The organism is Micromonospora rhizosphaerae (assembly GCF_900091465.1).
Taxonomy (GTDB): Bacteria; Actinomycetota; Actinomycetes; order Mycobacteriales; family Micromonosporaceae; genus Micromonospora; species Micromonospora rhizosphaerae.
This window is the reverse complement of the sequence record NZ_FMHV01000002.1, coordinates 1,630,188-1,657,182: the sequence shown is the minus strand read 5'-3', so window position 1 is coordinate 1,657,182 and position 26,995 is coordinate 1,630,188. Positions and strand designations below refer to the sequence as shown.

Below are 26,995 nucleotides of genomic sequence, written 5' to 3'. Positions count from 1 at the left end.
CATGCCTGGAACCCGGAAGAGTGGACTGCTGGCCCTCGGCGGGATCGCCCTGGCGGCGGTGCTGGCCGTGCTCGGCCACCTTGAGGTGAACGACGACCTGAGCCCCTGGTCGCTGACCGTCAGCGACTTCGCCGTCTCCGACCGGGGCGGCCTCATCGACACGGCCATGCTGGTGCTCGCCGCCGCCACCGCCGTACTCATTCCGGCCCTGCGCCGGCCCGACGCTCCGGTTTCGGCCGGGCCGGCCGGGTCCCGGCCGTCGACCGGCCGGGGCGGGTCGGCCGGGCCGGGCGCCGGCGCCCGGGGGTGGGCCATGGTCCTGCTCGCGGCGTGGGTCGCCGGGCTGGTGACCGCCGCCGTGGTCCCGACCAACGAGCCCGGCCTGCCCATGGACACCGCCGCCTACCTGCACCGGTACGCCTCGGTGGTGGCCTTCGTCGCCCTGCCGCTCGCCGGCTGGCTGCTGGCCGAGCCCCTCGGCGGACGCGCCGCCGGCTGGTTGCGCACGCTCACCCTGACCAGCCTGGCCCTGGCCGGCGCGATGGTCTGGTCCGCCTACCCCGGCGACCGGGTCCTGCTCGGCCTCGCCGAACGCCTGCTCATCCTCTCGGAGGTCGCCCTGCTCACCGTCGTCGCCGTCCGCCTGGCCGGGACCGGCGATCATGGAGTCATGGCGCCGCACGACGGGCTCGAACCGGTACGGGGCGGGCGCCACAACTCCATGATCGGCGCGTGACCTGGGGTTACTCCAGCTCGTGGAGCATGAGTTGGCGGGCCGCTTCGGTGACCGAGCCGGAGAGGCTCGGGTAGATGGTGATGGTGTGGGCCAGCTCGTTGACGGTGAGGTTGTTCTCCACCGCCATGGTGATCGGAAGGATCAGCTCGCTCGCCTTCGGCGCCACCACCACACCGCCGATGACCTGGCCGCTCGCCGGCCGGCAGAAGAGCTTGACGAAGCCGTCGGCCAGGTCGTCCATCTTCGCCCGGGCGTTGCCGGAGAGCGGCAGCATCACCTGGCGGGCCGGAACCTTGCCGGCGTCCACCTCGTTCTGCGAGACGCCGACCGTGGCCAGCTCCGGGTCGGTGAAGGCGTTCGCCGCGACGGTACGCAGCCGCAGCGGCCGGACCGCCTCGCCGAGGGCGTGCCACATCGCGATCCGGCCCTGCATGGCGGCGACGCTCGCCAGCGGCAGCACCCCGGTGCAGTCGCCGGCAGCGTAGATGCCGGGGACGTTGGTCCGGGACACCCGGTCGACCGTGACGTAGCCGCCCCGGGCCAGCTCGACGCCGTACTCGGCGAGGCCCAGGTTGGCGGTGTTCGGGATCGAGCCGACCGCGATCAGCGCGTGTGAGCCGTACACCTTGCGGCCGTCGGAGAGCTCGACCTCGACGCCGTCGTCGGTCCGGCGCACCGCCTCCGCGCGGGAGTTGTTGAGGATGCTCATGCCCCGGTTGCGGAAGACCCGCTCGATGGCCATCGCGGCGTCGGCGTCCTCGTGCGGCATCACCCGGTCCCGGCTGGAGACCAGGGTGACCTCGACGCCCATCGCCAGGTACGCGCTGGCGAACTCGGCGCCGGTCACGCCGGAGCCGACCACGATCAGCTGCTCGGGCAGCTCCGGCAGGTCGTACACCTGGCGCCAGGTCAGGATGCGCTCACCGTCCGGTACGGCGGTGGGGAGCCGGCGCGGGGTGGCGCCGGTGGCGATCAGCACGGTCGACGCGGCGATCGAGTACTCCTCGCCGCCGTCGGCCGGGGTGACGATCACCCGGTGGGTGTGACCGAGGGTGTCCTCGCCGAGCCGGGCGGTCCCGGCCACGAAGGTCACGCCGGCCTTGATCAGCTTGGCGTAGACGTCGGCGGACTGCGCCAGGGCGAGCCGCTTGACCCGCTCGTGCACCGCCGGGGCGTCGACGGTGATCGCCTCCAGCCCGTCGGAGTGCACCCCGAACTCCTCGGTGTCCCGATACCCGGTGACCACCTGGGAGCTGGCGATGAAGGTCTTCGACGGGACGCAGTCGGAGAGCACGCAGGCGCCGCCGGCCCCCTCGGCCTCCACCACGGTCACATCAGCGTCCAGTTGGGCGGCGACCAGCGCCGCCTCGTACCCGGCCGGCCCCCCGCCGATGATCACGATCTGGCTCACAGCGCTCGCCCCTCGTCAGTGCTCACAGTGACTTTCTTCTCCCATCGCGCTCGACACGCACCGTCGTATTCTCCCCCACCCGCCGGCCGGGCTATCGTCATCGCCGTGCGTCATTACGCCGCTTACGGCTCAAACCTGGACCCCGCCCGGATGCGCGCCTACTGCCCGCATTCGCCGATGGTGGGCACCGGCTGGCTGGAGGGGTGGCGGCTCACCTTCGCGGGCGAGGGCGTCATCGGCTGGGAGGGCTCGGTCAGTACGGTGGTCGAGTCCCCGGGCGACCGGGTCTTCGTGGCGCTCTACGACATCCACCCGTACGACGCGGCGCAGCTCGACGAGATCGAGGGTGTGACCGCCGGGACGTACCGCAAGCTCACCGTCCGCATCTCGACCCTGGACGGCGACGTGACCGCCTGGGTCTACGTCTTCGACGGGTACGAGGGTGGCCTGCCGACGTCGTGGTACCTGTCGGAGATCGCAAACGCGGCCGAGAAGGCGGGCGCGCCGGACGACTACGTCACCGAGCTGCGGTCCCGCCCCACCGGCACCGCGTCGGCGTAGCGCGTATCGCACGCATCCAGTCTCCTACCAGGCCCGCGCCGCCACCCGCCGGGCCCGGTCCGGGTCGTCCATCACACACCGGCGGCCGGCACGATCCGTTCGCACATGTCGGTCCAGCGCACCTCGCGCAGCCCCACCGAACGGTAGAGGGTCACCGGGGCGGTCGGATTGGTCAGGTCGACGCCGAGGCCGGCGGAGCTGCGGCCCTTGGCCGCGTAGGTGGCGAAGGCGCGGCGCAGTAGGGCCGCCCCCACCCCGCGCCGCCGATACGCGGGCAGCACCGACAGGGTGCGCACCCAGCCCATGTCCTGCTCCAACGCCTGGTCCGAGGACTGCAGCGCGCCGGCCGGCTCGCCGTCGACCTCGGCGACGAACCACTCGTCCCAGGTCTTTCCATACGGCGGGAGCTCCTGCCGCCACCGGTCGAAGCCGACCGGTTCGTAGTCCGGGGTGTCCCGGAACGCGATGTCGAAGATCCGGTAGAACGCCCGCAGGTCGGCCTCGTCGTCGGCGCGCAACGGCCGGACGGTGACCCCGGGCGGGGGCGGCGGCTCGGCCGGCAGGTCGGCCAGCGGGCGGGTCATCCGCACGTACCGCTTGATCCGGGTGAAGCCCGCCTCGGCCAGCTCGGCCGCCCATTGGGTCTCCGGGGCGAAGACCGCGCAGCGGACGGTCAGCGCGGGCACCCCGCGCTCGGCTGCCCGCTCGGCGACCCGGTCCAACTGCCGGGCGAGCAGCGGGGCGCGCAGGTCGGCGCCGCGGTCGGGGTCGACCAAGACCTCGACGAACTCCCGGCCCACCCCGGTCGGGTTGTCCAGGATCGCCCAGGCGACCGCGGTGTCGTCCTGGTCGGTGACCAGCCACGAGTCCCGGGCCGGGTCGACGAAGGGAGCGGTCAGCGCGGCCCGGACGTCCTCGGCGTCGAAGTCCGGGTACCCGAGGGCGAAGGTGTCGGCGGCGTGCACCACCTTGAGGAGCGCCGGAACGTCGTCCAGGGTGGGTCGGCGGGCGGTCCAGCCGGCGGGAAGCGTCACGCCGCAGATCCTGGCAGGCCACCCGCCCACCGCGCCGCCCATTTATCGCCACCCGGCCCGCAGGCGAGTGCCGTGCACGGCTCCGGCGGGCTCAGCCGGCCGGGACGGGGCGGCGCAGGTGCAGCCGGGCGGCGCTGAGCAGGTCGAGGAGTTCCTCCCCCTCGCCGGGGGCGAGCGCCCGGAAGGCGGCCGAGGCGAGCCGGTCGGTCACCGCCTCGGCCCAGAGCCGCCGCCGGACCAGCGGCCCGACCGGCGGGTACGGCGGCGGCCAGCCACAGGCGGCGGCGCCCGCCTCCCCCTCCGGTCCGGCCAGCACCGCCTCCAGCGGGTTCATCCCGCTGGCCCGGACCGCGAGCAGGTGGGCGCCGGCGAAGTGCTCGCGGAGCAGGAGCAGCCCGACCGCGAGCCGGGCCCCCGGGGACCGGTCCGGCACCGGCATCGCCCGCCAGGCGGCGAAGAGCGGCATACCGCTGGCGTCCGCCGCATCGACCGTCCGTTCCACCAGTGCGACCAGCCGGGTCACCGCCGGCGCGTCGTCGAGGTGCTGGGCCCCCCAGCGGCAGCACTCGACCAGGTTCGCCGCGGCCACCTCGACCGGCCGGACCGTACGGGCGGCGCCGTCCCAACCGTCGGCCACCGCGTCCGGGGCGATGAAGCCGAGGGCGGCCGCCACCGTTTCGGCGCGCACGTCGCCGAGCGCCCCGGCCCGACCGGTGATGTAGAAGGCCCAGCCGGAGATGCCGAGCAGCCGGGCCCGGCGCAGTGTCCCCGGGCAGCGGCTGAACGCCTCGCCGAGCTCCAGCACGAGCGGTTTGCTGGCGGCGGCGACCTGCTCCGGGGTCATCCGGCCGCCCGTCCACCGTGGTCGTCCATTCCGGTCAGTCTGCCCGCCGGCCGCCCTCGGCGGCATCCCCCTCTTCGGCGTCCAACGCCTCCACCGCGGCCTCGACCTCGCCGGTGCGCCGGCGGGCCGCGGTGAGCGACCGCTCGGCGGAGCGTCGGGCCAGCTTGGCGCGGCTCAGCTCCTGCTCGGCGACGGCCCGTCGACGTTCCAGCTCGGCGAGCTCGGTCTCGATCTGGTCCAGCGTCGCCGCACCGTCCTGTTCCGACCGCGCCGCGTCGGTCAGCTCCGACTCGGCCCGCTCCTGGTCGGCCCGGGCCTTCGCCAGTTCGCGTTCCAGGGCCCGGCGGCGCTTCGCCCGTTCCGCGCTGGCGGCCCGCTCGGCCGCCCGCTCGTCGCGCGCCCGCCGGGCGTCGGCCCGCTCGACCTGCTGCTCCGGTACGGGCGCCTCCTCGGCTCCCCCGGTGACCAGCCGCAGCTTCGGCCGTGGCACCTCGCCGAACCCGGCGTAGTTGGTGGCCCGCAGCACCCGGCCGGAGCGGACCTGCTCGGCCACCTCGGCGTCGGATAGCGCCGCGTTGAGGGTGGCCTCCACCTCGGCCAGCGGCAGCTTCCCGGCCGACGGGGCGCCGTCAATTCCGGCCGCCAGCTTCCGCACCTCCGCCACCAGGCCGCCGACCACGGCCCGCCGCTGCGCGGAGAGCTCGCGCAGCCGGGGGCCGCGCAGCTCACGCTGGGCCGAGCGGAGCGCCTCGGAGAGCTGCGCCAGTTCGGCGACCAGTTCCGGCCGGCGGATGGCCAGCAGGTTGACCAGCCAGGCCGCCACGGTCGGCCGGCGTAGTCGGGCGATCTCCCGGGCGGTGGCCCGGTCACCCGCGCCGCGCGCCTCCTCGGCGGCGGCGTCCCGGGCCGCGACGAACCGGTCCGGCGGCGTCGCGTAGAGCCGCTCGACCAGGTCGCGGGAGGGGTGGGCCACGGGGGTCAGACGTCGAACCGGGTGCCCGGTTCGAGCCGCTGGTACTCGGTGTTGGACAGCGCCGTGTACTGCCGGTCGAGCACGGCGAACCCGTTGCTGTTGAGCAGGCCGTCGTGCAGCGCGTACGCGCGGCGCGGGGCGACCGCCCGGATGAAGTCGACCACCTCGGAGAACTTCGACCAGGGCGCGTGGATCGGCGCGAAGAGGGTGTCCACCTGCTGGACGTCCTCGGGGACGACCAGCGAGTCCCCCGGGTGGTAGACCACGTCGTTGATCAGGTAACCCAGGTTCTCGATCACCGGGATGTCCGGGTGGATGACGGCGTGCTGGCCGCCGTACGCGCGAACCGGTACGCCGGCCGCGGTGAACGACTCGCCCGGCCCAACCACGGTGAGCGCCTCGCCCGCGTCACCGAGGACGCCGGCGAGCGAGGCCGGACCGTTGATGGTGAACGGGCGGCGCTCCAGCGCCCGGGCGAGCGCCTCGGCGTTCACATGGTCCGGGTGCTGGTGGGTGATCAGCACCGCGTCCGCCCCGTCCAGCGCCTCGGGCTCGCTGTACCCGCCGGGGTCGATGACGAGCACTCCCCCGTCGTGCTGCACCCGAAGGCAGGAGTGGGCGTACTTGGTGACCTGCATCGTGACTCCTCGATTATCGAATCGTGACGTCCTGAGCGCAGTCTGCCGGAACCGACGCGGTGCCGCGTCGCGTCCGACGTATCGGCCCCGGAGCGGGCCACGAGGATCGGAGCGGGGATGAGCGTACGAGAAGGACGTCGTCGGGGCGTACCCCTGATGGCGGTGGGGTTGGTCGCGGTGCTGCTCGCAGGGGGTTGCGGCGCGGGAGGTTCCAACGGCGGCCGCGGTACGGCCGCCGAGGCGCCGGCCGGCGGGGCGGCGGAACGGGACCAGGCGGCGCCGGGCCAGGCCGGCGCGGGCGCGCCGGACCTTCGGGTGGATCAGCGGTCGATCATCTACACCGGAACGATGCAGGTCCAGGTGGACGACGTGGAGCGGGCGGCCCGGGACGCGATCGCCACGGTCACCGCAGCCGGCGGGTTCGTCGGCGGCGACCAGCGGCGCAGCGAGGCGGCGGACGCCCGGGCCGAGCTGGAGCTGCGGGTGCCGGCGGCGAAGTTCACGGCGGTGATCGACGAGCTGGCCAAGCTCGGTCGGCAGCAGCGGCGCGAGGTGCACACCCAGGACGTCACCGAGGAGACGATCGACCTGGACGCGCGGATCACCAGCCAGCGCGCCCGGGTGGAGAACGCGCGCAAGCTGCTCGACCGGGCCGGCTCGATCAGCGAACTGGTGTCGCTGGAGGGTGAGCTGGCCAAGCGGGAGGCCGACCTCGCCTCGCTGGAGGCGAAGAAGCGCCGGCTGGGCGACCTGACCACGCTCTCCACCATCACGGTGACCTTCGTCGGGCCGGACGCCTCGACCGCCGAGGAGAAGACGGAGATCGGCTTCCTGGTCGGGCTGCGGGGTGGCTGGGAGGTCTTCCTCGCCTCGATGACCGTGCTGCTCACCGTGCTCGGCGCGCTGCTGCCGTGGCTGGTGGCGCTCGGCGTACCGCTGGTGCTCCTGGTCCGGGTGTGGCGCCGGCACCGCCGGCGGCGGACGCCGCCGGCCGGTCCGGCGCCGGTCGGCGCGCCGCCGGTCGGTCCGCTGCCGACCGGCCCGCTGGGTGGCCCGTCGCCTACCGCGCCGCCGCCAGTGCCCGCAACGCGGTCTGCACCATGAGGCGTACGCCGACCGGGATGGCGCGCTCGTCCACGTCGAACGAGGCCCGGTGCAGGTCCACGTTGGGACCGGCCCGTCCGACGCCGAGGCGGGCGAGCGCGCCGGGCACGTGCTCGAGGTACCAGGAGAAGTCCTCACCGCCCATGCTCTGCGGGGTCTCCGCGATCCCCTCGGGGCCGAGCGCGGCCGCGGTCGCGGCGGTCAGCACGCCGATGGCGCGGGCGTCGTTGCTGACCGGCGGGCGGCCACGGAGGTATTCCAGGTCGACGGTCGCGCCGGTGGGCGCCATGACGTCCTGGACCACCTGAGCGACGATCTTGGGGGCCTGCTCCCAGGTGTCGCGGTCCATCACCCGCAGGGTGCCGGCGGCGCAGGCCTCGGACGGGATGACGTTGTAGCGGGTGCCGGCCGAGGCGTGGCCGAAGACCAGCAGCAGCCCGCTGTTGGCCGGCACCCGGCGACTGACCAGGGTCGGCACCTCGGTGACCAGCCGGCCGAGCGCGTCGACCAGGTCCACGGTCAGGTGCGGGCGGGCGGTGTGTCCGCCCGGGCCGGTGAGCCGGACGGTGACGTTGTCGGCGGCCGCGGTGATCGGGCCGACCCGCAGGCCGATCTTGCCGACCGGAAGGTTCGGGTCGCAGTGCAGGGCGAAGATCTGCACCACGTCGTCGAGGCCACCGGCCTCGATGACCTCCAGCGAGCCGCAGGGCAGGATCTCCTCGGCCGGCTGGAAGATGAGCCGGACCCGGCCGTCGAGCTGGCCGAGGTCGGCGAGCTGGGCCAGCAGCATGCCGACGCCGAGCATCACCGCGGTGTGCACGTCGTGCCCGCAGGCGTGGCAGACGCCGTCCACCGTGGATCGGTACGGGACGTCCTTCGGGTCGGTCAGCGGCAGCGCGTCGATGTCGGCGCGGAGCGCGATCACGGGGCCGTCCGGGCGCCCGTCGATGTCGCAGATGACGCCGTTGCCCTTGGGCAGCAGGCGCGGGTTCAGCCCGGCCAGGGAGAGTTCCCGGGCGATCAGGGCCGCCGTCTCGAACTCCTCACCGGAGAGTTCCGGGTGGGAGTGGATGTGACGGCGGGTGGCGATGAGGCCGGGTACCCGGAGGGCGAGCAGATGGTCGAGCTCGAAGGGCAGGGGCTGGGACCCGGATGGCGCCTCCGGCCAGGACGACGCCAGCTGGCTGCCCGCGGGCAGCGTCAACGCACTCGTCACGTCGAATTCTCGATCACTAGTGATGGATGGATCTTCGGGAAGAACAGCAGACAGCCTAGACCTCCGGCGGTGACGCTGCGCAACATCTTTCCTGTAGCGGTCGGACCGCACAGCGTCACGAATGCCCAGGTAAGGGGGCTGCAATATCTGCGGGACAGCAGGTAGATCGCGGTCGAACGCCGTCATCTGCCCCACACCTCCTACAACGCGTAACCGATTCGGCGGTCACGAAATCAGCGTCGGCACCGGAGCCGTCGTTCCGAATTGTCGCATTAGTCGCTTCGATTAACTGCCAGTCGGGCAATTAACCGACGACGCTCGGCGGCCGGGCGACTCCCGAAGGTGACATGGCAGCCTCGCGCGCGATCGCACACGCTGTCCGTCCCGTTCACCCGGACGGGTTACCCGTAAACCCGAGGGGCACACGCAACGTGCGGCGGGCCGCGCTGCCCCGGACCCGGCGGACTCGGCCGGGCGACGTCGCCCGGGAGGTCCGGCCGGTAACCACCGCTCCGCTGAACGTGCGGGGAGACCATCGACTGTAGCGCTCCCGAGCGACGTCCGGCGAGGCCGTTCCCGCAGCTCAGCAAGCGGACGGCGGCCTCGCGCCGGCGCCGTCGCGGGCACCGGCGTCCGGCCGCCGTCGGCGGGACGTCAGAACCGGTCGCTCGGCCGGTACGTCCCCCACACCTCGCGCAGCGTCCCGCAGACCTCGCCGACGGTGGCCCGGGCCCGCAGCGCCTCCTTCATCGGGTAGAGCACGTTCTCGGTGCCCGAGGCGGCGGTCCGCAGCTCGGCGAGGGTCCGCTCCACCGCGGCGTTGTCCCGCTCCGACCGGAGCCTGGCCAGCCGCTCCGCCTGGGCCGCCTCGATCGCCGGGTCCACCCGCAGCGGCTCGTACGGCTCCTCCTCGTCGATCTGGAACCGGTTGAGCCCGACCACCACCCGCTCGCCGGAGTCGATCTCCTGCGCGATCCGGTACGCGGACTGCTCGATCTCCCGCTTCTGGAACCCGGCCTCGATGGCGTCCACCGCCGAGCCGTGGTCGAAGACCCGCTGCATCAGGTCGTCGGCGGCCGCCTCGATCTCGGCGGTCATCGCCTCCACCAGGTACGACCCGGCGAACGGGTCGACGGTGGCGGTCAGGTCGGTCTCGTACGCCAGCACCTGCTGGGTACGCAGCGCCAACCGGGCCGCCTTCTCGGTGGGCAGCGCGATCGCCTCGTCGAAGCTGTTGGTGTGCAGCGACTGGGTGCCGCCCAGCACCGCGCCGAGCCCCTGGATCGCCACCCGGACCAGGTTGACCTCGGGCTGCTGGGCGGTGAGCTGCACGCCCGCGGTCTGGGTGTGGAACCGCAGCATCATCGACTTCGGGTCCTTGGCCCCGAACTCGTCGCGCATCAGCCGGGCCCAGATCCCCCGGGCCGCGCGGAACTTGGCGACCTCCTCGAGCAGGGTGGTCCGGGCGACGAAGAAGAACGACAGCCGGGGCGCGAAGTCGTCCACGGCCAGCCCGGCGGCGAGCGCGGCGCGGACGTACTCCACGCCGTTGGCCAGGGTGAAGGCGATCTCCTGCGCGGGCGTCGCGCCGGCCTCGGCCATGTGGTAGCCCGAGATGGAGATGGTGTTCCACTTCGGCACCTCCTTGCGGCAGTAGCCGAACGTGTCGGCGACCAGGCGCAGCGAGGGCTTCGGCGGGAAGATGTAGGTCCCCCGGGCGATGTACTCCTTGAGGATGTCGTTCTGGATGGTGCCGCTGAGGGCCGAGCCCGGCACCCCCGACTCCTCGGCGACGAGCTGGTAGAGCAGGAGCAGCACCGAGCCGGGCGCGTTGATCGTCATCGAGGTGGAGACCTTGTCCAGCGGGATGCCGTCGAAGAGCAGCCGCATGTCCTCGATGGAGTCGATGGCGACGCCGACCTTGCCCACCTCGCCGTGCGCGATCGGGTCGTCGGAGTCGTAGCCCATCTGGGTGGGCAGGTCGAAGGCGACCGAGAGGCCCATCGTCCCGGCCCGCAACAACTGGTGGTACCGCGCGTTGGACTCGGTGGCGGTGCCGAAGCCGGCGTACTGCCGCATCGTCCACGGACGGGAGGTGTACATGGTGGGGTAGACCCCACGGGTGTACGGGAACTCGCCCGGGGCGCCCAGCCGGGAGTCCAGGTCCTCCGGAAGGTCGGCCGCCGTGTAGACGCCCTTGATCGGAAAACCGGACTCGCTTGACCGCCGTTCGCTCATTACCGGATGGTAGGACGCGGCGAGGCGTCGATGGGTGAGGGATACCGCACACCCACGTCGACAGAGATCGACGAGCGGTCAACACCTGACGACGTACCGTCCAGTAGGTGAACGTCGGCCGCGTCGGGTTTCGCTTCGGCCGTTGGAACCAGCAAGATAGGGGGGTTGTGTGCCAGCCCCCTCGACATCCCCCGGTGGCCTTTCTGTGACTCAGATCCCGACGTGGAACGGCGGACCAGTCAGTCCCCCCAACGGACGCGCGGCACCCGGCACCACCATCGGTGGTCGCTACTCGCTGCGCTCGGCGGTCGGCAACGGCGGCATGGGCACGGTCTGGCGTGCCACCGACACGCTGTTGCGCCGCGATGTGGCGGTCAAGGAGGTCGTCCTCCCCCCGGGGCTGGCCCCGAGCGACCGCGACGCGATGTACGAACGCACCCTCCGCGAGGCCCGCGCGGCCGCCGCGATCCAGCACCCCGCCGTGGTCCAGGTCTACGACGTGGTCACCGAGGGTGGTCGGCCGTGGATCGTGATGGAGCTGCTGGACGCCCGCAGCCTCGCCGACATGGTGATCGAGGACGGGCCGATCGCGCCCCGCGTGGTCGCCAAGATCGGCATCGCGCTGCTCGGCGCGTTGGAGGTGGCGCATGCGATCGGCGTGCTGCACCGCGACGTCAAGCCGGCCAACGTGCTGATCTGCTCCGACGGGCGCTGCGTGCTGACCGACTTCGGGGTGGCCCGGATGCCCACCGACGTGCAGCTCACCACCCCCGGCATGGTGCTCGGCTCGCCGCACTTCATCTCCCCGGAGCGGGCGATGGGCCAGGATTTCGGCCCGCCGAGCGACCTCTTCTCGCTGGGCGTCACGCTCTACACCGCCGTGGAGGGGCGGCCCCCGTTCGACAAGGGCGACCCGATCGAGACCATGCATTCCGTGGTCGAGGACCCGCCGGCCACGCCGCAGCGTAGCGGCCCGCTGACCCAGGTGCTGATGGGGCTGCTGGAGAAGGACCCGGCCCGCCGGCTGGACGTGCACACCGCCCGGGGGATGCTGCGCGAGCTGCTGGCCGGCCCGCTGACCAGCACCGCCACCGCGGTCAACTCGGTCACCGACCCGTACGCCGTGGTGCCGGCGCAGCGGCTGTCCGCGCCGCCGCCCGTGGCCGCGGCGGAGCCGAAGCCGACCGGCCAGATCGGCGGTCGGGCCATGATCGCCCCCGGCGAGTCGCTGACCGACCGGCTGGCCGCGCTGCGCCGGGGCGAGCGCCCCGAGTCGGCGGCCGCGGGTGCCGCCGCGCTCGACGAGACCAGCGCGGACGCGCTGGCCGGTCCCCTGCACACCCCGACGGGCGCGATGCCGGGACGCGCGGGCGCGCCCGCCGCGACCCAGCGGATCGCCCCGGACGTGACCCAGCGCTTCGGGCAGGGTGCGGCGGCGGAGGCCACCCAGCCGGTGTACGGCCGCGCCGCCGAGGCCACCCAGCCGGTGTACGGCGGCGGCCAGTGGTCCGTGCCGGGCAGCGGGCAGCCGTGGACCTCGCCAGCCACCGCGCCCGGCTCGGCCAACTCGATCGGCGCGGTGAAGGGTGCCGGCGGGCGGCTGGTCGGCACGGTGAAGGGCTGGCCGCGCAAGGCCAAGCTCGCCGCGGCCGGCGGACTGGGTGTGCTGCTGCTGGTCGCCGCGGTCGCCCTGTTCAGCGACGGTGGCCAGCCGAACCGGCCGATCGTCACCACGCTGCCCACCGCGACCGCCCCGGCCGGGCCGGGCGTGGAGATGCAGGAGCACTCGGCCAAGGGCGTCACGATCCAGGTGCCGAAGGGCTGGGAGCGCAAGAGCGCCGGCAACTGGGTGGACTACATCGACCCGGAGGACAGCGGCCGCAAGGTGCGCATCCTCGCCGAGCCGTGGTCGGGTTCCTCGGAGCGCTGGGCGGAGTCCGCCTCGAAGAATCTCAAGGACCGGAGCAAGTCCTGCGCCGAGCCGTACAACCAGCTCTCCACGTCGCAGCCGGAGCTGGCCGGCGAGCCGGCGGCCGAGTTCGAGTACACCTGCGGCGAGGGCGACACCATGCGGCACGGGGTGTGGCGCGGGGTGGCGCACGACGGCAAGATCTACTCGTTCTACCTCACCTCGACGGACGCCAAGTTCGGCGACAGCAAGCCGATCTTCGACGCGATGGTGAAGTCCTTCCAGTTCACCGCGGCCAACTGAGCCGAGGGCAACGGACCGTGGTGATCCGCCGCCGTGCTATCAAGAGGCCATGGCGGCGGAAACCACTGACCTTGACGAACTTCGCGAGCAGGCCCGGCGTTGGCTCGACGACGACCCGGACCCGGCCAGCCGGGACGAGCTGCGGGCGGTACTCGACGAGCTGCCGGCCAGCGCGCGGGAGCTCGCCGACCGGTTCGCCGGGCCGCTGAGCTTCGGCACCGCCGGGCTGCGCGGCCCGCTGCGCGCCGGGCCGAACGGGATGAACCTCGCGGTGGTCACCCAGGCCGCCGCCGGGCTGGTCAACTGGCTCGCCGACCAGGGCGCCACCGGCCCGCTGGTGATCGGGTACGACGCCCGGTACGGTTCCCGGGCGTTCGCCGAGCGCACCGCCCAGGTGGCCACCGGCGCGGGCCGACCCGCGCTGCTGCTGCCCCGGCCGCTGCCCACCCCGGTGCTGGCGTACGCGGTCCGGCACCTCGGGGCGGTGGCCGGCGTCATGGTCACGGCCAGTCACAACCCGCCCCAGGACAACGGCTACAAGGTCTATCTGGGCGCACAGCTCGGCGGGGAACTCGGCGCGGGCGCGCAGATCGTGCCGCCGGCCGACGCCGGCATCGAGGCCGCGATCCGGTCCGTCGGTCCGCTGACCCAGGTGCCGCTCGGCCCGGCCGGCGAGGTGCTCGGCGACGACCTGGTCGCGTCCTACGTGGAGCGGGCCGCCGCGGTGATCGCCCCGGACGGGCCGCGGGACCTGAAGGTGGCGTACACGCCGCTGCACGGGGTGGGCGCCTCGGTGCTGACCGCCGCCTTCGCCCGGGCCGGTCTCGCGATCCCGGGCATGGTGCCCGAGCAGGCCGAGCCGGACCCCGCCTTCCCCACGGTCAACTTCCCCAACCCGGAGGAGCCGGGCGCGGTGGACAAGCTGGTGGCGCTGGCGGACTCGACCGGGGCGGACGTCGCCATCGCCAACGACCCGGACGCGGACCGCTGCGCCGTCGCCGTGCGGGACGCCGGCGGGGGCTGGCGGATGCTCCGCGGGGACGAGGTCGGCGCCCTGCTCGCCGACCACCTGATGCGCCGGGGCGTCCGTGGCCTCTACGCCACCACCATCGTGTCGTCGTCCCTGCTCCGGGCGATGTGCGCCGCGCGGGGCCTGCCGTACGACGAGACGCTGACCGGGTTCAAGTGGATCGTCCGGGCCGGTGGCGGCGCCGAGCCGCTGGTCTTCGGCTACGAGGAGGCGCTCGGCTACTGCGTCGCGCCGGACCACGTCCGGGACAAGGACGGCATCACCGCCGCCCTCATGGTCGCCGAGCTGGCGGCGGGCCTGAAGGCGCAGGGGCGCACCCTCACCGACCGGCTCGACGAACTGGCCGCCGAGTTCGGCGTGCACCACACCGACCAGCTCTCGGTCCGGGTCGAGGACCTGCGGATGATCGCCGGGATGATGACCCGAATCCGGGCGGCCACCCCGCGGACGCTGCTCGGGCAACCGGTGACCGAGTCGACGGACCTGCTCCCTGAGGCCGACGTGGTGATCCTGCGGACCGAGGCGGCCCGGGCGGTGATCCGACCCTCCGGCACGGAGCCCAAGCTCAAGGCGTACCTCGAGGTGGTGGAGCCGGTCGCGGACGGCGACGTGGCCGCGGCCCGGCAGCGGGCGACCGCCGCGGTCGCCGCCCTCCGCGCGGAGACCGCCACCGCCCTCGGCCTCTGACGTACGGTCCGGGGCGTGTCTCGGCGCGCGCGTCCGGGCCGCGTCCCCGCACACGCCCCGGGACGCCGTCCCCGCCCGCGTCCGAGACGCTGACCCCGCGCACGTCCGAGACGCGGCACGGTTCCGCGGGATCAGTCCCGTCTGCCGAGCGCGGCGTCCACCGCCTGACCGAGGGCCGCGACGACCAGGCCGACGGACGGGCGGACCACCGAGTCGTCGAGGCTGATGTTGCCGGCGAAGCCGGCGCCGCCGGCGATCTCCTCCAGCCGGCGGCGGGCGTCCCGGGCGTCGTCGCCGGTCAGCCCGAGCGCCGGCTCCATCCGCAGCACCGCGACCAGGGTGGCCAGCGCGGCCGTCCGCTCGTCCGGCAGCTGGCCGCTGGTGAGCGCCTCGGCCAGCCGGCGGCGGATGTCCGCCTCGACTGAGGCGTCGGCGACCGGGTAGCGGTGGACGTGGATGAAGCCCAGCTCGGTCTCGTCGACGTCCCGAACCACGCCCTGCCGGCACAGGTCGCCGAGGATCCGGTCGCGCAGGCCGTGCCGCAGTCGCTGTACCCAGGACGACGGGGTGTGCGGGGTGTCGGCGGCGATCCGGGCGAGCACCTCGTCGGCGACCGGCTCGCCGATGGGCGTGGGGTCGGTCACCGCCAGGGATCCCTCGGCGTACGCGATCCGGCCGGCCAGGGCCAGCTCGATCAGCACCGCGGCGGCCATCCCCAGGTCCAGGCTGATCCGCGGCATGGTCGCCTTGCCGGTTTCGTCGTCATAGGCGAGGAGCAGCAGCTCTTCGGCGAGCGCAACACCAGTCATGGCCCGAGACGGTAGCGCCTGCCCGCGCCCCCTCGCACCGACTCGCCCACGAGCCGGCCCGGGCTCGACTGATTCACGGAATGAGGGCGCATCCCCCGCGGAATGGGCCCTCATTCCGTGAATCTGCCCCGCCGAGAGGCGGCGCGGCAGGCGCCCCGAGGGGCCGCGGCGGGTCAGAAGCGGGGCATGCCGCCGAACTGACGGTCACCCGCGTCGCCGAGGCCCGGGACGATGAACATCCGGTCGTTGAGGCCCTCGTCGATCGAGGCGGTGACCAGCCGCAGCGGCAGGCCGGACTTCGCCAGCCGCTCGATGCCGACCGGCGCGGCGAGCACGCAGAGCACGGTGATGTCGGTGCAGCCACGGTCGGCGAGCAGCCGGCAGCTGTGCTCCAGCGAGCCGCCGGTGGCCAGCATCGGGTCGAGCACCAGCACCGGCAGGCCGGTCAGGTCGCGCGGCAGCGACTCCATGTACGCGCGCGGCTCGAACGTCCGCTCGTCGCGGGCCAGGCCGACGAAGCCCATCGACGACTCGGGCAGCAGCGCGAGGGCGGCGTCGGCCATGCCGAGACCGGCCCGCAGCACCGGCACCAGCAGCGGCGGGCTGGCCAGCCGGGTGCCCTCGGCGGCGGTGACCGGGGTCTGGATCGAGTACTTCTCGACCGGGAAGGAGCGCGCCGCCTCGTACACCAGCATGGTGGTGAGTTCGTGCAGCGCGAACCGGAACGACGCGGAGTCGGTCCGGGCGTCCCGCATGGCGGTCAGCCGCGACTGGGCGAGCGGGTGGTCAATGACGTGTACGTCCACGATCGCTCAACCTACCGGTCCGCACCCGTCGGCACCGCCACTGCGGGGTCACCAGCGATGCCGCTCACGTGTGGCGCTTCACGGAGGTGACCGTGATCAAGATCACTCGTCCGGAGGATGCGTAGTATTCGGAGCATGACGGCGACAGCGACGTCGGCCCGGTCGGAACTCTCCGAGCTGGGACGATCCGAGACCGCTCTGCGGACCTTCCTGCACGGCCTGCCCGGCGTGGACCAGGTCGGCGCGGAGCAGCGGGCGGCACAGCTCGGCACCCGCTCCATCAAGACCACCGCCAAGGCCCAGGCCATCGACCTGGCCATCCGGATGGTCGACCTGACCACCCTCGAGGGCGCGGACACGCCCGGCAGGGTGCGCGCGCTCGCTGCCAAGGCGCTGCGCCCCGACCCGGCCGACCTGAGCTGCCCGCACGTCGGCGCGGTCTGCGTCTACCCGACGATGGTCCCGTACGTCGCCGAGGTGCTGCGCGGATCCAGCGTGCACCTGGCCAGCGTGGCGACCGCGTTCCCGTCCGGTCAGGCGCCGCTGGAGGTCAAGCTCGCCGACACCCGGGCGGCCGTCGAGGCCGGTGCCGACGAGATCGACATGGTCATCAACCGGAGCGCGTTCCTGGCCGGCCGCTACAAGGAGGTCTACGACGAGATCGTGGCCACCAAGGAGGCGTGCGGAGACGCCCATCTCAAGGTGATCCTGGAGACCGGCGAGCTCGCCACGTACGACAACGTGCGCCGGATCTCGTGGCTGGCCATGCTGGCCGGCGGCGACTTCATCAAGACCTCCACCGGCAAGGTCCCGATCGCGGCCACCCCGCCGGTGACCCTGGTGATGCTGGAGGCGGTCCGCGACTTCCGCGCCGCCACCGGGCGGCAGGTCGGCGTGAAGCCGGCCGGCGGCATCCGGACCACCAAGGACGCCATCAAGTACCTGGTCATGGTCAACGAGACGGTCGGCCCGGACTGGCTGGACCCGGACTGGTTCCGGTTCGGCGCCTCCAGCCTGCTCAACGACCTGCTGATGCAGCGCACCAAGCTGAAGACCGGCGTCTACTCCGGTCCCGACTACTTCACCCTGGACTGACAGCGATGTTCGAATACGCACCCGCCCCTGAGTCCCGCTCGGTGGTGGACATCAAGCCCTCGTACGGGCTCTTCGTCAACGGGGAGTTCGTGGACCCGACCGACGGCGGCAGCTTCAAGTCGATCAACCCGGCCTCCGAGGAGGTCCTGGCGGAGGTCGCCGAGGCCGGCCCGCAGGACGTGGATCGGGCGGTCCGCGCCGCCCGCGAGGCGTACCAGAAGGTCTGGGGTCCGATGCCGGGCCGCGACCGGGCCAAGTACCTGTTCCGGATCGCCCGGATCATCCAGGAGCGCTCCCGCGAGCTGGCCGTGCTGGAGTCGCTGGACAACGGCAAGCCGATCAAGGAGTCCCGGGACGTCGACCTGCCGCTGGTCGCCGCGCACTTCTTCTACTACGCGGGCTGGGCCGACAAGCTGCCCCACGCGGGCTTCGGCCCGAACCCGCGGCCGCTCGGCGTGGCCGCCCAGGTCATCCCGTGGAACTTCCCGCTGCTGATGCTGGCCTGGAAGATCGCCCCGGCGCTGGCCGCCGGCAACACGGTGGTGCTGAAGCCGGCCGAGACCACCCCGCTCACCGCGCTGCTCTTCGCCGAGATCTGCCAGCAGGCCGACCTCCCGGCCGGCGTGGTCAACATCGTCACCGGCGCCGGCGACACGGGCCGGGCGCTGGTCGAGCACCCGGGCGTGGACAAGGTCGCCTTCACCGGCTCGACCGAGGTCGGCCGGGCCATCGCCCGCGCGGTCGCCGGCAGCCGCAAGAAGCTCACCCTGGAGCTGGGCGGCAAGGCCGCCAACATCGTCTTCGACGATGCCCCGGTCGACCAGGCGGTCGAGGGGATCGTCAACGGCATCTTCTTCAACCAGGGGCACGTCTGCTGCGCCGGCTCCCGCCTGCTGGTTCAGGAGTCGGTCGCCGACCGCGTACTGGAGTCGCTCAAGCGGCGGATGGCCCAGCTCCGGGTGGGCGACCCGCTGGACAAGAACACCGACATCGGCGCGATCAACTCGGCCGCCCAGCTGGAGCGGATCCGGGAGCTCTCCGAGGCCGGTGCCGCCGAGGGCGCCGAGCGCTGGTCGCCCCCGTGCGACCTGCCGGACCGGGGCTTCTGGTTCGCCCCGACCATCTTCACCGGGGTCACCCAGGCGCACCGGATCGCCCGCGAGGAGATCTTCGGCCCGGTGCTCTCCGTGCTCACCTTCCGCACCCCGGCCGAGGCCGTGGAGAAGGCCAACAACACGCCGTACGGGTTGTCGGCCGGGATCTGGACCGACAAGGGCTCCCGGATCCTCTGGATGGCCGACCGGCTCCGCGCCGGGGTGGTCTGGGCCAACACGTTCAACAAGTTCGACCCCACCTCGCCGTTCGGCGGCTACAAGGAGTCGGGCTACGGTCGCGAGGGCGGCCGGCACGGGCTGGAGGCGTACCTCAATGTCTGAGCGGGTCGCGGTACGCAAGACGTACAAGCTCTTCATCGGCGGGAAGTTCCCGCGCAGCGAGTCGGGACGGTCGTATCTCGTGCAGGACTCCAACGTCGTACTGGCCTCCCGCAAGGACGCGCGGGACGCGGTGGTCGCCGCCCGGGCCGCCGTGAAGGGCTGGGCCGGGGCGACCGCGTACAACCGGGGTCAGATCCTCTACCGGGTGGCCGAGATGCTGGAGGGCCGGCGCGACCAGTTCGTCGGCCTCGGCGTCCCTGGTGACGAGGTCGACGCGGCGATCGACCGCTGGGTCTGGTACGCCGGCTGGTCCGACAAGCTCCCCCAGGTCTACGGCGGCGCCAACCCGGTCGCCGGGCCGTACTTCAACCTCTCGGCGCCGGAGCCGACCGGCGTGGTGGCCGTGGTGGCCCCCGAGCAGCCGGCGCTGCTCGGCCTGGTCAGCGTGATCGCCCCGGCGATCGTCACCGGCAACACCGTGGTGGTGGCGGCCTCGCCGTCGCAGCCGCTGGCGGCGGTGACCCTGGCCGAGGTGCTGGCCACCTCCGACCTGCCCGGTGGCGTGGTCAACCTGCTCACCGGGAAGATCACCGAGACCGTGCCGACGCTGGCCGGGCACATGGACGTCAACGCGATCGACCTGACCGGGGTGACCGACGCCGAGCTGGCCGCGGAGCTGGAGGTCAAGGCGGCGGAGAACCTCAAGCGGGTGCTGCGTCCCGCCCCCGCCGACCACGACTGGTTCGCCGACCCGGGCATCACGCGGATGACCACCCTCCTGGAGACCAAGACCGTCTGGCATCCCAAGGGGGTGTGAGTCGCCTCGGAAGAGGTTCTACTACGGGGGGTAGGATTGGGGCGTGACGCGGCTTGGGGATCTTGAACGTGCGGTGATGGACGTGCTGTGGGACTCGGTCCCGAGCACGTCGAACGGGGTGACCGTGCGGGAGGTGGCCGACGCGTTGGCCGGCCGCGAGCTGGCGTACACGACGGTGATGACGGTGCTGGACCGGCTCGCCGGCAAGGGCATGGTGCAGCGCGAGCGGGAGGGGCGGGCCTGGCGGTACCGGGCAGCGGCCAGCCGCGAGGCGCACATCGCCCAGCTCATGCTCGACGCGCTCGATCTCGGCGGCAGCCGCGACGCGGCGCTGGTGCGCTTCGCCCGCTCGGTCACCGGCACCGAGGCGGAGGTGCTCCGGGCGGCGCTGGGCGCCGAGGCCGGGCTGGCCGGCTCCGGGCCGGCCGACCGCCAGGCCGGGCCGACCGACCGGGTCGAGACTGAACTGGCCGACCGCATCGAGTCCCCTCGGGCCGGGCGGGCGGCGCCGGCCGACGAGGCCACGGACCGGTAGGGCGGCCGCCGTGGCGTACGCCGTGCACTTCGCCGCGACCATCCTGGCCTGCTGGTTGACCGCGCTGGTCCTCGCCACCTCCACCTGGACCTGGCGCGCTCCCCGCGTGGCGATCGTCTGCTGGCAGGCGGTCGGACTGGCGCTCGGCCTCTCCGCGATGGGCCTGCCGATGGCGCTCGGCCTCACCGCGTACGACCTGCCGACCGGGAGTGCGCTGCTCGCCCTCGTCAACGACCTGGCCCACGGCAGCCTGCCGGCCGGGCTGGGCGCGGCGCACCTCGGCCTGGTCGGGGTGGGCTTCGGCATCGGCGCGGTGCTGCTCACCACGACCGTCCGCAGCATCCACGGCACCGTACGCGCCCAGCGCCGGCACCGGGACCTGCTCACCCTGGTGGCCCGTCGGGACCCGACCGTGCCCGGCGCGCTGGTGCTCGACCATCCGAGCGCCGCGGCGTACTGCCTGCCGGGGGTGAAGCCCCGGGTGGTGGTCAGCGCCGGGACGCTGAGCCTGCTGGACCGGGCCGAGCTGGCGGCGGTGCTGACCCACGAGCGGGCGCACGCGCAGGAGCGGCACGACCTGGTGCTGCTGCCGTTCACCGCGCTCCGCCGGGCGCTGCCCTGGCTCCGCTGGGTGCGCGCCGCACAGGAGCGAGTGGCGCTGCTGGTCGAGATGCGCGCCGACGACAAGGCCCGCGAGCTGCACGCCGAGGAGCCGCTGGCCGGTGCGCTGCGCCGGTTCGCCGCGGCCGGTCACCGGATCACGCCGGCCTGCGCGCTCGGCATGGGCGACGGCGACCTGGACGTGCGGGTGCAGCGGCTGCTGGTCCCCGACCGTCCGCCCCGCCTGATCGGCGGCGCCGCGCTGACGGTGGCGACCATGCTGGTCGCGCTGCCGATATCCCTCTTCCTGAGCTGATTCACCCGGGCTTCTACTACGTCATGTCGTAGTCTTTAATACGACAGAGCGTAGTAGGTATAGGTAGATAATCTACGTGTAGGCTCGCTACGAAAAGCGAGCCAACCGTTGGAGAGCGGCCATGGACACCCTGCTCCTCGCCCGTCTGCAGTTCGCCACGACCACCTCGATCCACTTCCTGTTCGTGGTGGTCACCCTGGGGCTGGTCACCCTGCTGGTCGGGCTGCAGACCGCCGGGTTCCTCACCGGCAAGCCGGTCTACGAGCGGCTGACCCGCTTCTGGGGTCAGCTCTACGTGATCAACTACGTGCTCGGGATCGCCACCGGCATCGTGATGGAGTTCCAGTTCGGACTGAACTGGAGCGGGCTGTCGCGCTACGTCGGGAACGTCTTCGGCGCGCCACTGGCGATCGAGACCCTGGTCGCGTTCTTTCTGGAGTCCACGTTCCTCGGCATGTGGATCTTCGGCTGGCACCGGCTGCGCCGGGGCGTCCACCTCGCGCTGCTCTGGGGCGTCGCGCTCACCGCGTACGCCTCGGCGTTCTGGATCATGGTGGCCAACTCCTGGCTCCAGCACCCGGTCGGCTACGAGCTTCGCGACGGCGTCGCCCACCTGACCGACTTCGGCGCGCTGCTCACCAACCCCACCCTCGGCTTCGCCTTCGGGCACGTGGTCGCCGCCGCGCTGCTCACCGGCGGGATGCTGATGGCCGCCGTCAGCGCCTGGCACCTGATCCGGCGTACCCCCGACTTCGACCTCTTCCGGAAGTCGCTGCGGATCGGGCTGGTCACCGCGGCGCTCGCGGTCACCCTGGTGCAGGGCTTCGGCTTCGCCCAGTTCGGCCCGGTCGGGCAGGTGCAGCCCACCAAGTTCGGCGCCGGCCCCGAGCGGGACGCGCTGGTCGCGGAGTGGACGGCGCGGTTCGGCCCCGGCGACTACACCCCGCCGGCCCTCGCGAACGTCGGCCTGGGCTTCATGATCCTCATCGGCTTCACCCTCGGCTGCGTGTGGCTGCTGCTCCCGCTGGTCTGGCGGGACTGGGTGATCCGGCTGCGCTTCCCGCTCTGGCTGATCCTGCTCGCCGTGCCGCTGCCCTTCGTCGCGGTGATCCTCGGCTGGATCGCCCGGGAGGTGGGCCGCCAGCCCTGGGTGGCGTACGGCCTGCTCCCCACCGGGCAGGCGGTCTCCCCGGTCGGCCCCGGGGTGATGCTGACCTCGCTGATCGGCTTCAGCCTGCTGCTCGGCACGCTCGCCGTCACCAACTGGGTCCTGCTCGTCCGGCACGCCGCCCGGGGCGCGCATGATCCCGCCCTCGGCCGCCCGCCCGAGCCGGAGACCGACCCCCGTCCCCGTACCGTCTTCGCCTGAGGGAGCCCGCCGTGGAACTCGCCTGGTACGCCCTGCTCGGCCTCTTCTTCGCCACCTACCTCGTCCTCGGCGGCTACGACTACGGCGTCGGGCTGCTCCTCGCCCGGCGGGACAGCCCCGCTGCCCGACGGGCCGCGCTCAACGCGGTGGGACCGTTCTTCCTCGGCAACGAGGTCTGGCTGGTGGCCGCCGTCGGCATCCTCTTCGGCGCCTTTCCCACCCTGGAGGGCGAACTGCTCTCCGGGCTCTACCCGGCCGTGATCGGGGCGCTGGCCGGGGTGGTCCTGGTGACCGCCGGCGTCCAACTGCGCAGCCGACCGACCGCCGAGTGGGCGCGGGCCGGCTGGGACCGGGTGGTGGTCGCCGGCAGCGCGCTCGCCGCGCTGGGCTGGGGCGCGCTGCTCGCGGGCCTGCTCCAGGGCGTACCGCTGCGAGCCGACGGCCACGTGGACGGGGTGACCCACCTCTTCACCCCGTTCGTGGCCGCCGCCGGGCTCGCGATGGTGGCGCTGGTCGCGGCGCACGGTGCGACCTTCCTCACCCTCCGGCTGCCGGCGGCCGACGCCGCGCCGGTCGCCCGGCTGGCCCGCCGGCTGGTGCCCGTGGCGGTCACCGCGGTCGGCGCGGCCACCGTCCTCGGCCTGCTCTCCGACCGGGTACGCGGCGCCGCGCAGCAGCCGCTGGCCGCCGTACTCCTGCCGTTGCTGCTGGTCGCGGCTTTGCTGGTGGCGCGGACGGCGCTCGGCCGGGGGCGGCCCGGGCTGGCCTTCGCCGCCACCAGCGCGGCGCTGGCGCTGCCGGTGGCGCTGGTCGGAGCGGCCCTCTGGCCCTGGGCGCTGGTCTCCACGGTCGAGCCGGCGGGCGGCCTGACCGTGGCCGACGCCGCCGCGAGCGGGCCCACCCTGCGGCTGCTGGGCTGGCTTGCGCTGCCGCTCCTGCCGGCACTACTAGGCTTTCAGGCGATGTGCTGGTGGGTGTTCCGGGGACGGATCGACGGCAGGGCACCGGTGTACTGGTGAACCGCCGCCCGTTCGACCCGCGTCTGCTGCGCCGGGTCCCCGCGGCCCGGCGCGACCTCGCCGTGCTCGCGGTGCTCGGCGGGCTGACCGCGCTGCTGGTCGTCGCGCAGGCCACCGCGCTGGCCACGCTGCTGGCGACCGCGGTCGACGGGCAGCTGCACCGGCCGGCGCTGGCCGGCTTCGTCGCGGCGGTCGCCGCTCGTGCGCTGGTCAGCTGGGCCCAGGGCACGGTGGCGGCGCGGGCGGCGGCGACGGTGAAGGCGGCGCTCCGCGCGGACCTGCTCGGCGCGGTCGGCCGGCACGGCCCGGGCTGGGTCGCCGGCCAGCGGGCCGGGCAGCTCGCCACCCTGGCCGGGCGCGGGCTGGACGCGCTGGACGCCTACTTCACCGGCTACCTCCCCCAACTGGTGCTCAGCGTCACCGTGCCGCTCGCCGTGCTGGCCCGGATCGTCCTCGCCGACTGGAGTTCGGCACTGATCATCGCGCTGACCATCCCGCTCATCCCGGTCTTCGGCGCCCTGCTCGGCTGGCAGGCGCAGGCCGCCACCGAACGGCAGTGGCGACGGCTGTCGCTGCTCGGCGGGCACTTCCTCGACATGGTCGCCGGGCTGCCCACGCTGCGAGCGTTCGGCCGGGCCCGGTCGCAGGTCGACGTGGTCCGCCGGATGGCCGACGGCCACCGGGTGGCCACCATGCGGACGCTGCGGATCGCCTTCCTCTCCGCGCTGGTGCTGGAACTGGTCGCCACCCTCTCGGTGGCGCTGGTCGCGGTGCCGGTGGGCATCCGGCTGCTCGGCGGCGGGATCACCCTCTCCACCGCGCTGCTGGTCCTGCTGCTCACCCCGGAGGCGTACCTGCCGCTGCGGGCGGCCGGCAGCCGGTTCCACGCCAGCATGGAGGGGCTCACGGCGCTGGACGAGGCGCTCACGATCTCCGCCCCTCCGGCCGGCCCCGCGCGGACCCGCGAGCCCGTTCCGGCACCCGACGGCCGCCGCGAGATCCGCTTCGAGTCGGTGACCGTCGAATACGAGCGGACCACCGCGCTGCGGGACGTCACGCTGACCATCCGCCCCGGCGAGCGGATCGCGGTCATCGGGCCCAGCGGCGCCGGCAAGAGCACTCTGCTCGGCCTCTTGCTCGGCTTCGTCACGCCGACCGGCGGCCGGGTCACCGTGGACGGGGTGGACCTCGCCGAGGTCGACCTCGAGGCCTGGCGTCGCCAGGTGGCCTGGGTGCCCCAGCGGGCGCACCTCTTCGCCGCCTCGCTGGCCGACAACATCCGCCTCGGCGCCCCGGACGCCCCCGACGCCGCCCTGGCCAGGGCGGTCACCGATGCGGCGCTGGACGAGGTCGTCGCCGCCCTGCCTGACGGGCTGGCCACCGTGCTCGGCGAGCGCGGGCACGGCCTCTCCAGCGGCCAGCGGCAGCGGGTCGCGCTGGCCCGTGCCTTCCTCCGGGACGCCCCGGTGGTGCTGCTGGACGAGCCGACCGCCCGGTTGGACACCGCCAGCGAGGCCGTCGTGCTGGCCGCCACCCGGCGGCTGGTCGCCGGGCGCACCGCGGTGCTGGTCGCGCACCGGCCCGCGCTGCTGGAGGACGCCGACCGGATCCTCCGCGTCGAGGACGGCCGGGTCACCGAGCTGACCCCGGCGCCGGCCGGAAGGGCGAACCGATGAGCACCGGACCAGCGCGCCCGGACCCGTCCGAGCCTGGGACCGCCGGACGCGCCCGGGCAGCGACTCCCGGGGGCGGTGGCACGGCCGCCGAGCGGATCGTGCTGCGGCTGGCTCGGCCGTACCTGGGCCGGCTGGTCGGGGCAGGCTTGCTCGCCACCGCCACCGAACTCGCCGGGCTGGCCCTGATGGCCACCGCCACCTGGCTGCTGATGAGCGCCGCCGGCCGGCCGCCGCTGGACCGGTTGACCGTGGCGATCGTCGCGGTCCGGGCGCTGGCGATCAGCCGGGGCGTGTTCCGCTACAGCGAACGGCTCGCCGGACACGACGCCGTGCTCCGCATGATCACCGACGTGCGGGCCCGGGTCTTCGGCACGCTGGCGGTCCGGCGAGACGCGGCGATACAGCGTTCCGGGGACGCGCTGAGCCGGCTGGTGTCCGACGTGGAGACGGTCCAGGACCTGCTGCTGCGGGTGCTCGTACCAGGCGCGGCCGCCGCGCTGGTGGGCGTGCTCGCGGTCGGCGGGGCCGCGCTGATCTCGCTCCCCGCCGCCGGCGTGCTCGCCGTCGGGCTGCTGCTGGCCGGCGTGGCGCTGCCGATCCTGGCCGCGGCGGTGACCCGGCGCAGCGCCGACGAGGTGGCCCCGCTGCGCGGGGCGCTCGCCGTGGACGCCATCGACCTGACGCACGGGGCCGCCGACCTCGCCGCCTTCGGCGCGACCGGCCGAGCCCTGGCGGCCGCCGACCGCCGGGCGCAGCGCCTGGCCCAGCTGGAACGTCGGCTCGCCGCGACCGGCTTCGCGGTCGACGCGGCCGGCGTGCTGGTCGCCGGGGCCACCGCCGCCGCCGTGGTGCTCGTCGCCCTCCGCGCCGGGGTCGACGGAGTGCTGATCGGCGTGCTGGCCGTCGGCACCCTGGCCGCCGTCGAGATCGCGCTGGCCCTGGTCGGCGCCGCCCGGCAGCGGACCCAGCTGCGCGCCGGCCTGAACCGGGTCGCGGCACTGCTCATCGAGCCCGCCCCGGCTGCGGTGTCGGAGGCCGGACCGGCGACGGTGCGTCCCGACCGGCCGCACGACGTGCGCTTCGACCAGGTGAGCGTGCGCTACCGCGAGGGGGCCGCGCCGGCCCTGGACCGGTTCAGCCTCGATCTGCCGGCCGGCCGCCGGATCGCCGTGGTCGGCCCGAGCGGCGCCGGCAAGAGCACTCTGGCGGCCGTGCTGACCGGCGCGGTACGCCCCGACGCCGGCCGGGTCACCCTGGACGGGATCGACCTGTCCGCGTACCCGGCCGAGGAGGTGCCCCGGGCGATCGGCGGACTGCTCGCCGAGGCGTACGTCTTCCACGCCTCGGTCCGGGACAACCTGCTGCTAGGCCGCCCCGAGGCGGACGAGGAGGAGCTGGCCGCCGCGACCCGCGCGGCGGGGCTGCTGGACTGGGTACGCGCCCAGCCGGAGGGCTGGGACACCGTGGTCGGCGAGGAGGGCGGGCAGCTCTCCGGCGGCCAGCGGCAGCGGCTCGCGCTGGCCCGCGCGCTGCTGGCGGCGCCCCCGGTGCTGGTGCTGGACGAGCCGACCGAGGGGCTCGACCCGGCGGCCGCGGACGCGGTGCTCGCCTCGGCGCTCGCCGCCACCCCGACCGGGCACTCCGTGCTGCTGATCAGCCACCGGCTCAGCGGCCTGGCGGAGCTGGACGAGATCGTGGTGCTCGACGCCGGCCGGGTGGTGCAGCGCGGTCGGCACGCCGAGCTGGTCGCCCAGCCCGGCTGGTACCGGGAGCAGTGGCTGCTCCAGGAGGCGGCAGAGCGCGGCTACCTGGCCCTGACCCCCTGAGCAATGT

General features: G+C 73.8%; 23 protein-coding genes. 14 read left to right on the top strand and 9 right to left on the bottom strand.

The window, feature by feature from the left end; genetic code table 11:
- Position 1: 1 nt before the first annotated feature.
- Complete coding sequence (locus GA0070624_RS08100; RefSeq protein ID WP_091338352.1) at positions 2–736, top strand: DUF998 domain-containing protein; 735 nt, start codon at positions 2–4, stop codon at positions 734–736.
- A 7-nt stretch (positions 737–743) separates the two neighbouring features.
- Here the strand turns inward: GA0070624_RS08100 and GA0070624_RS08095 are convergent, their stop codons facing one another.
- Positions 744–2,147, bottom strand: coding sequence for an NAD(P)H-quinone dehydrogenase (locus GA0070624_RS08095; protein WP_091338349.1), 1,404 nt, complete (start codon positions 2,145–2,147; stop codon positions 744–746).
- 105 nt (positions 2,148–2,252) lie between these two features.
- Here GA0070624_RS08095 and GA0070624_RS08090 point away from each other — a divergent pair, with 105 nt between their 5' ends.
- Complete coding sequence (locus GA0070624_RS08090; protein WP_091338344.1) at positions 2,253–2,708, top strand: gamma-glutamylcyclotransferase; 456 nt, start codon at positions 2,253–2,255, stop codon at positions 2,706–2,708.
- 71 nt (positions 2,709–2,779) lie between these two features.
- On the opposite strand, the gene GA0070624_RS08085 is transcribed toward GA0070624_RS08090, so the two are convergent.
- The 4 genes from GA0070624_RS08085 to GA0070624_RS08070 form a co-directional block, all read right to left on the bottom strand.
- Positions 2,780–3,742: a GNAT family N-acetyltransferase gene (locus GA0070624_RS08085; RefSeq protein ID WP_091338341.1), complete on the bottom strand. Its 963-nt coding sequence runs from the start codon at positions 3,740–3,742 to the stop codon at positions 2,780–2,782.
- 91 nt (positions 3,743–3,833) lie between these two features.
- Positions 3,834–4,586, bottom strand: coding sequence for an SCO6745 family protein (locus GA0070624_RS08080; protein ID WP_091338338.1), 753 nt, complete (start codon positions 4,584–4,586; stop codon positions 3,834–3,836).
- A gap of 34 nt (positions 4,587–4,620) precedes the next feature.
- Positions 4,621–5,559 carry a hypothetical protein gene (locus GA0070624_RS08075; protein ID WP_091338334.1) on the bottom strand — a complete coding sequence of 313 codons (939 nt, stop codon included), beginning with the start codon at positions 5,557–5,559 and terminating at the stop codon, positions 4,621–4,623.
- Positions 5,560–5,564: 5 nt separating this feature from the next.
- The gene (locus tag GA0070624_RS08070) at positions 5,565–6,197 is read right to left on the bottom strand and encodes an MBL fold metallo-hydrolase (protein WP_091338332.1); all 633 of its coding nucleotides are present in this window, start codon (positions 6,195–6,197) and stop codon (positions 5,565–5,567) included.
- Positions 6,198–6,314: 117 nt separating this feature from the next.
- Here GA0070624_RS08070 and GA0070624_RS08065 point away from each other — a divergent pair, with 117 nt between their 5' ends.
- Positions 6,315–7,301: a DUF4349 domain-containing protein gene (locus GA0070624_RS08065; RefSeq protein ID WP_091338329.1), complete on the top strand. Its 987-nt coding sequence runs from the start codon at positions 6,315–6,317 to the stop codon at positions 7,299–7,301.
- On the opposite strand, the gene GA0070624_RS08060 is transcribed toward GA0070624_RS08065, so the two are convergent.
- Positions 7,258–8,517, bottom strand: a complete 1,260-nt coding sequence (locus GA0070624_RS08060) for an amidohydrolase (RefSeq protein WP_091338325.1) — start codon at positions 8,515–8,517, stop codon at positions 7,258–7,260. The genes GA0070624_RS08065 and GA0070624_RS08060 overlap by 44 nt on opposite strands.
- Positions 8,518–9,171: 654 nt before the next feature.
- Positions 9,172–10,755, bottom strand: a complete 1,584-nt coding sequence (locus GA0070624_RS08055; RefSeq protein ID WP_091338323.1) for an acyl-CoA mutase large subunit family protein — start codon at positions 10,753–10,755, stop codon at positions 9,172–9,174.
- Between the two features lie 205 nt (positions 10,756–10,960).
- On the opposite strand from GA0070624_RS08055, the gene GA0070624_RS08050 reads away from it, so the two are divergent.
- Both GA0070624_RS08050 and GA0070624_RS08045 read left to right on the top strand, forming a co-directional pair.
- Positions 10,961–12,967: a serine/threonine-protein kinase gene (locus GA0070624_RS08050; RefSeq protein ID WP_091338320.1), complete on the top strand. Its 2,007-nt coding sequence runs from the start codon at positions 10,961–10,963 to the stop codon at positions 12,965–12,967.
- Between the two features lie 49 nt (positions 12,968–13,016).
- The gene (locus tag GA0070624_RS08045; protein WP_091338318.1) at positions 13,017–14,684 is read left to right on the top strand and encodes a phospho-sugar mutase; all 1,668 of its coding nucleotides are present in this window, start codon (positions 13,017–13,019) and stop codon (positions 14,682–14,684) included.
- Positions 14,685–14,815: 131 nt separating this feature from the next.
- Here GA0070624_RS08045 and GA0070624_RS08040 read toward each other — a convergent pair whose 3' ends face one another.
- Both GA0070624_RS08040 and upp read right to left on the bottom strand, forming a co-directional pair.
- The gene (locus tag GA0070624_RS08040) at positions 14,816–15,493 is read right to left on the bottom strand and encodes a GOLPH3/VPS74 family protein (RefSeq protein WP_091338314.1); all 678 of its coding nucleotides are present in this window, start codon (positions 15,491–15,493) and stop codon (positions 14,816–14,818) included.
- Positions 15,494–15,666: 173 nt separating this feature from the next.
- Complete coding sequence (upp, locus tag GA0070624_RS08035) at positions 15,667–16,299, bottom strand: uracil phosphoribosyltransferase (RefSeq protein ID WP_091338311.1); 633 nt, start codon at positions 16,297–16,299, stop codon at positions 15,667–15,669.
- Between the two features lie 135 nt (positions 16,300–16,434).
- On the opposite strand from upp, the gene deoC reads away from it, so the two are divergent.
- The 9 genes from deoC to cydC all read left to right on the top strand — a co-directional run bounded on the left by deoC (position 16,435) and on the right by cydC (position 26,988).
- Positions 16,435–17,394, top strand: a complete 960-nt coding sequence (gene deoC, locus GA0070624_RS08030; RefSeq protein ID WP_091338309.1) for a deoxyribose-phosphate aldolase — start codon at positions 16,435–16,437, stop codon at positions 17,392–17,394.
- A gap of 5 nt (positions 17,395–17,399) precedes the next feature.
- Entirely contained in the window at positions 17,400–18,830 is a 1,431-nt protein-coding gene (locus tag GA0070624_RS08025; RefSeq protein WP_091338306.1) for an aldehyde dehydrogenase family protein, read from the top strand.
- On the top strand, positions 18,823–19,647 hold the full coding sequence (locus GA0070624_RS08020) for an aldehyde dehydrogenase family protein (RefSeq protein WP_091338304.1): 825 nt from the start codon (positions 18,823–18,825) through the stop codon (positions 19,645–19,647). The genes GA0070624_RS08025 and GA0070624_RS08020 overlap by 8 nt, the downstream gene beginning before the upstream one ends.
- Before the next feature lie 43 nt (positions 19,648–19,690).
- Positions 19,691–20,182 (top strand): BlaI/MecI/CopY family transcriptional regulator, encoded by a 492-nt coding sequence (locus tag GA0070624_RS08015; RefSeq protein ID WP_091338301.1) that lies wholly within the window; start codon positions 19,691–19,693, stop codon positions 20,180–20,182.
- A gap of 10 nt (positions 20,183–20,192) precedes the next feature.
- Entirely contained in the window at positions 20,193–21,098 is a 906-nt protein-coding gene (locus GA0070624_RS08010; RefSeq protein WP_091338298.1) for a M56 family metallopeptidase, read from the top strand.
- A gap of 121 nt (positions 21,099–21,219) precedes the next feature.
- Positions 21,220–22,467: a cytochrome ubiquinol oxidase subunit I gene (locus tag GA0070624_RS08005; protein WP_091338296.1), complete on the top strand. Its 1,248-nt coding sequence runs from the start codon at positions 21,220–21,222 to the stop codon at positions 22,465–22,467.
- Positions 22,468–22,478: 11 nt separating this feature from the next.
- Positions 22,479–23,486 (top strand): cytochrome d ubiquinol oxidase subunit II, encoded by a 1,008-nt coding sequence (locus GA0070624_RS08000; protein WP_091338293.1) that lies wholly within the window; start codon positions 22,479–22,481, stop codon positions 23,484–23,486.
- The gene (gene cydD, locus GA0070624_RS07995) at positions 23,483–25,162 is read left to right on the top strand and encodes a thiol reductant ABC exporter subunit CydD (protein WP_091338290.1); all 1,680 of its coding nucleotides are present in this window, start codon (positions 23,483–23,485) and stop codon (positions 25,160–25,162) included. Before GA0070624_RS08000 ends, cydD begins: the two co-directional genes overlap by 4 nt.
- Entirely contained in the window at positions 25,159–26,988 is a 1,830-nt protein-coding gene (cydC, locus tag GA0070624_RS07990) for a thiol reductant ABC exporter subunit CydC (protein ID WP_091338288.1), read from the top strand. The genes cydD and cydC overlap by 4 nt, the downstream gene beginning before the upstream one ends.
- The last annotated feature ends 7 nt before the right edge of the window (positions 26,989–26,995 follow it).

What these genes read in the sequence shown, in the direction of transcription:
- GA0070624_RS08065 (WP_091338329.1), top strand. Translation starts at nt 6,315, where the DNA reads ATGAGCGTACGAGAAGGACGTCGTCGGGGCGTACCCCTGATGGCGGTG.
- GA0070624_RS08055 (WP_091338323.1), bottom strand. Translation starts at nt 10,755, where the DNA reads ATGAGCGAACGGCGGTCAAGCGAGTCCGGTTTTCCGATCAAGGGCGTC.
- cydC (WP_091338288.1), top strand. Translation starts at nt 25,159, where the DNA reads ATGAGCACCGGACCAGCGCGCCCGGACCCGTCCGAGCCTGGGACCGCC.
- GA0070624_RS08070 (WP_091338332.1), bottom strand. Translation starts at nt 6,197, where the DNA reads ATGCAGGTCACCAAGTACGCCCACTCCTGCCTTCGGGTGCAGCACGAC.
- GA0070624_RS08100 (WP_091338352.1), top strand. Translation starts at nt 2, where the DNA reads ATGCCTGGAACCCGGAAGAGTGGACTGCTGGCCCTCGGCGGGATCGCC.
- GA0070624_RS08005 (WP_091338296.1), top strand. Translation starts at nt 21,220, where the DNA reads ATGGACACCCTGCTCCTCGCCCGTCTGCAGTTCGCCACGACCACCTCG.
- GA0070624_RS08045 (WP_091338318.1), top strand. Translation starts at nt 13,017, where the DNA reads ATGGCGGCGGAAACCACTGACCTTGACGAACTTCGCGAGCAGGCCCGG.
- deoC (WP_091338309.1), top strand. Translation starts at nt 16,435, where the DNA reads ATGACGGCGACAGCGACGTCGGCCCGGTCGGAACTCTCCGAGCTGGGA.
- GA0070624_RS08025 (WP_091338306.1), top strand. Translation starts at nt 17,400, where the DNA reads ATGTTCGAATACGCACCCGCCCCTGAGTCCCGCTCGGTGGTGGACATC.
- GA0070624_RS08040 (WP_091338314.1), bottom strand. Translation starts at nt 15,493, where the DNA reads ATGACTGGTGTTGCGCTCGCCGAAGAGCTGCTGCTCCTCGCCTATGAC.
- GA0070624_RS08080 (WP_091338338.1), bottom strand. Translation starts at nt 4,586, where the DNA reads ATGACCCCGGAGCAGGTCGCCGCCGCCAGCAAACCGCTCGTGCTGGAG.
- GA0070624_RS08020 (WP_091338304.1), top strand. Translation starts at nt 18,823, where the DNA reads ATGTCTGAGCGGGTCGCGGTACGCAAGACGTACAAGCTCTTCATCGGC.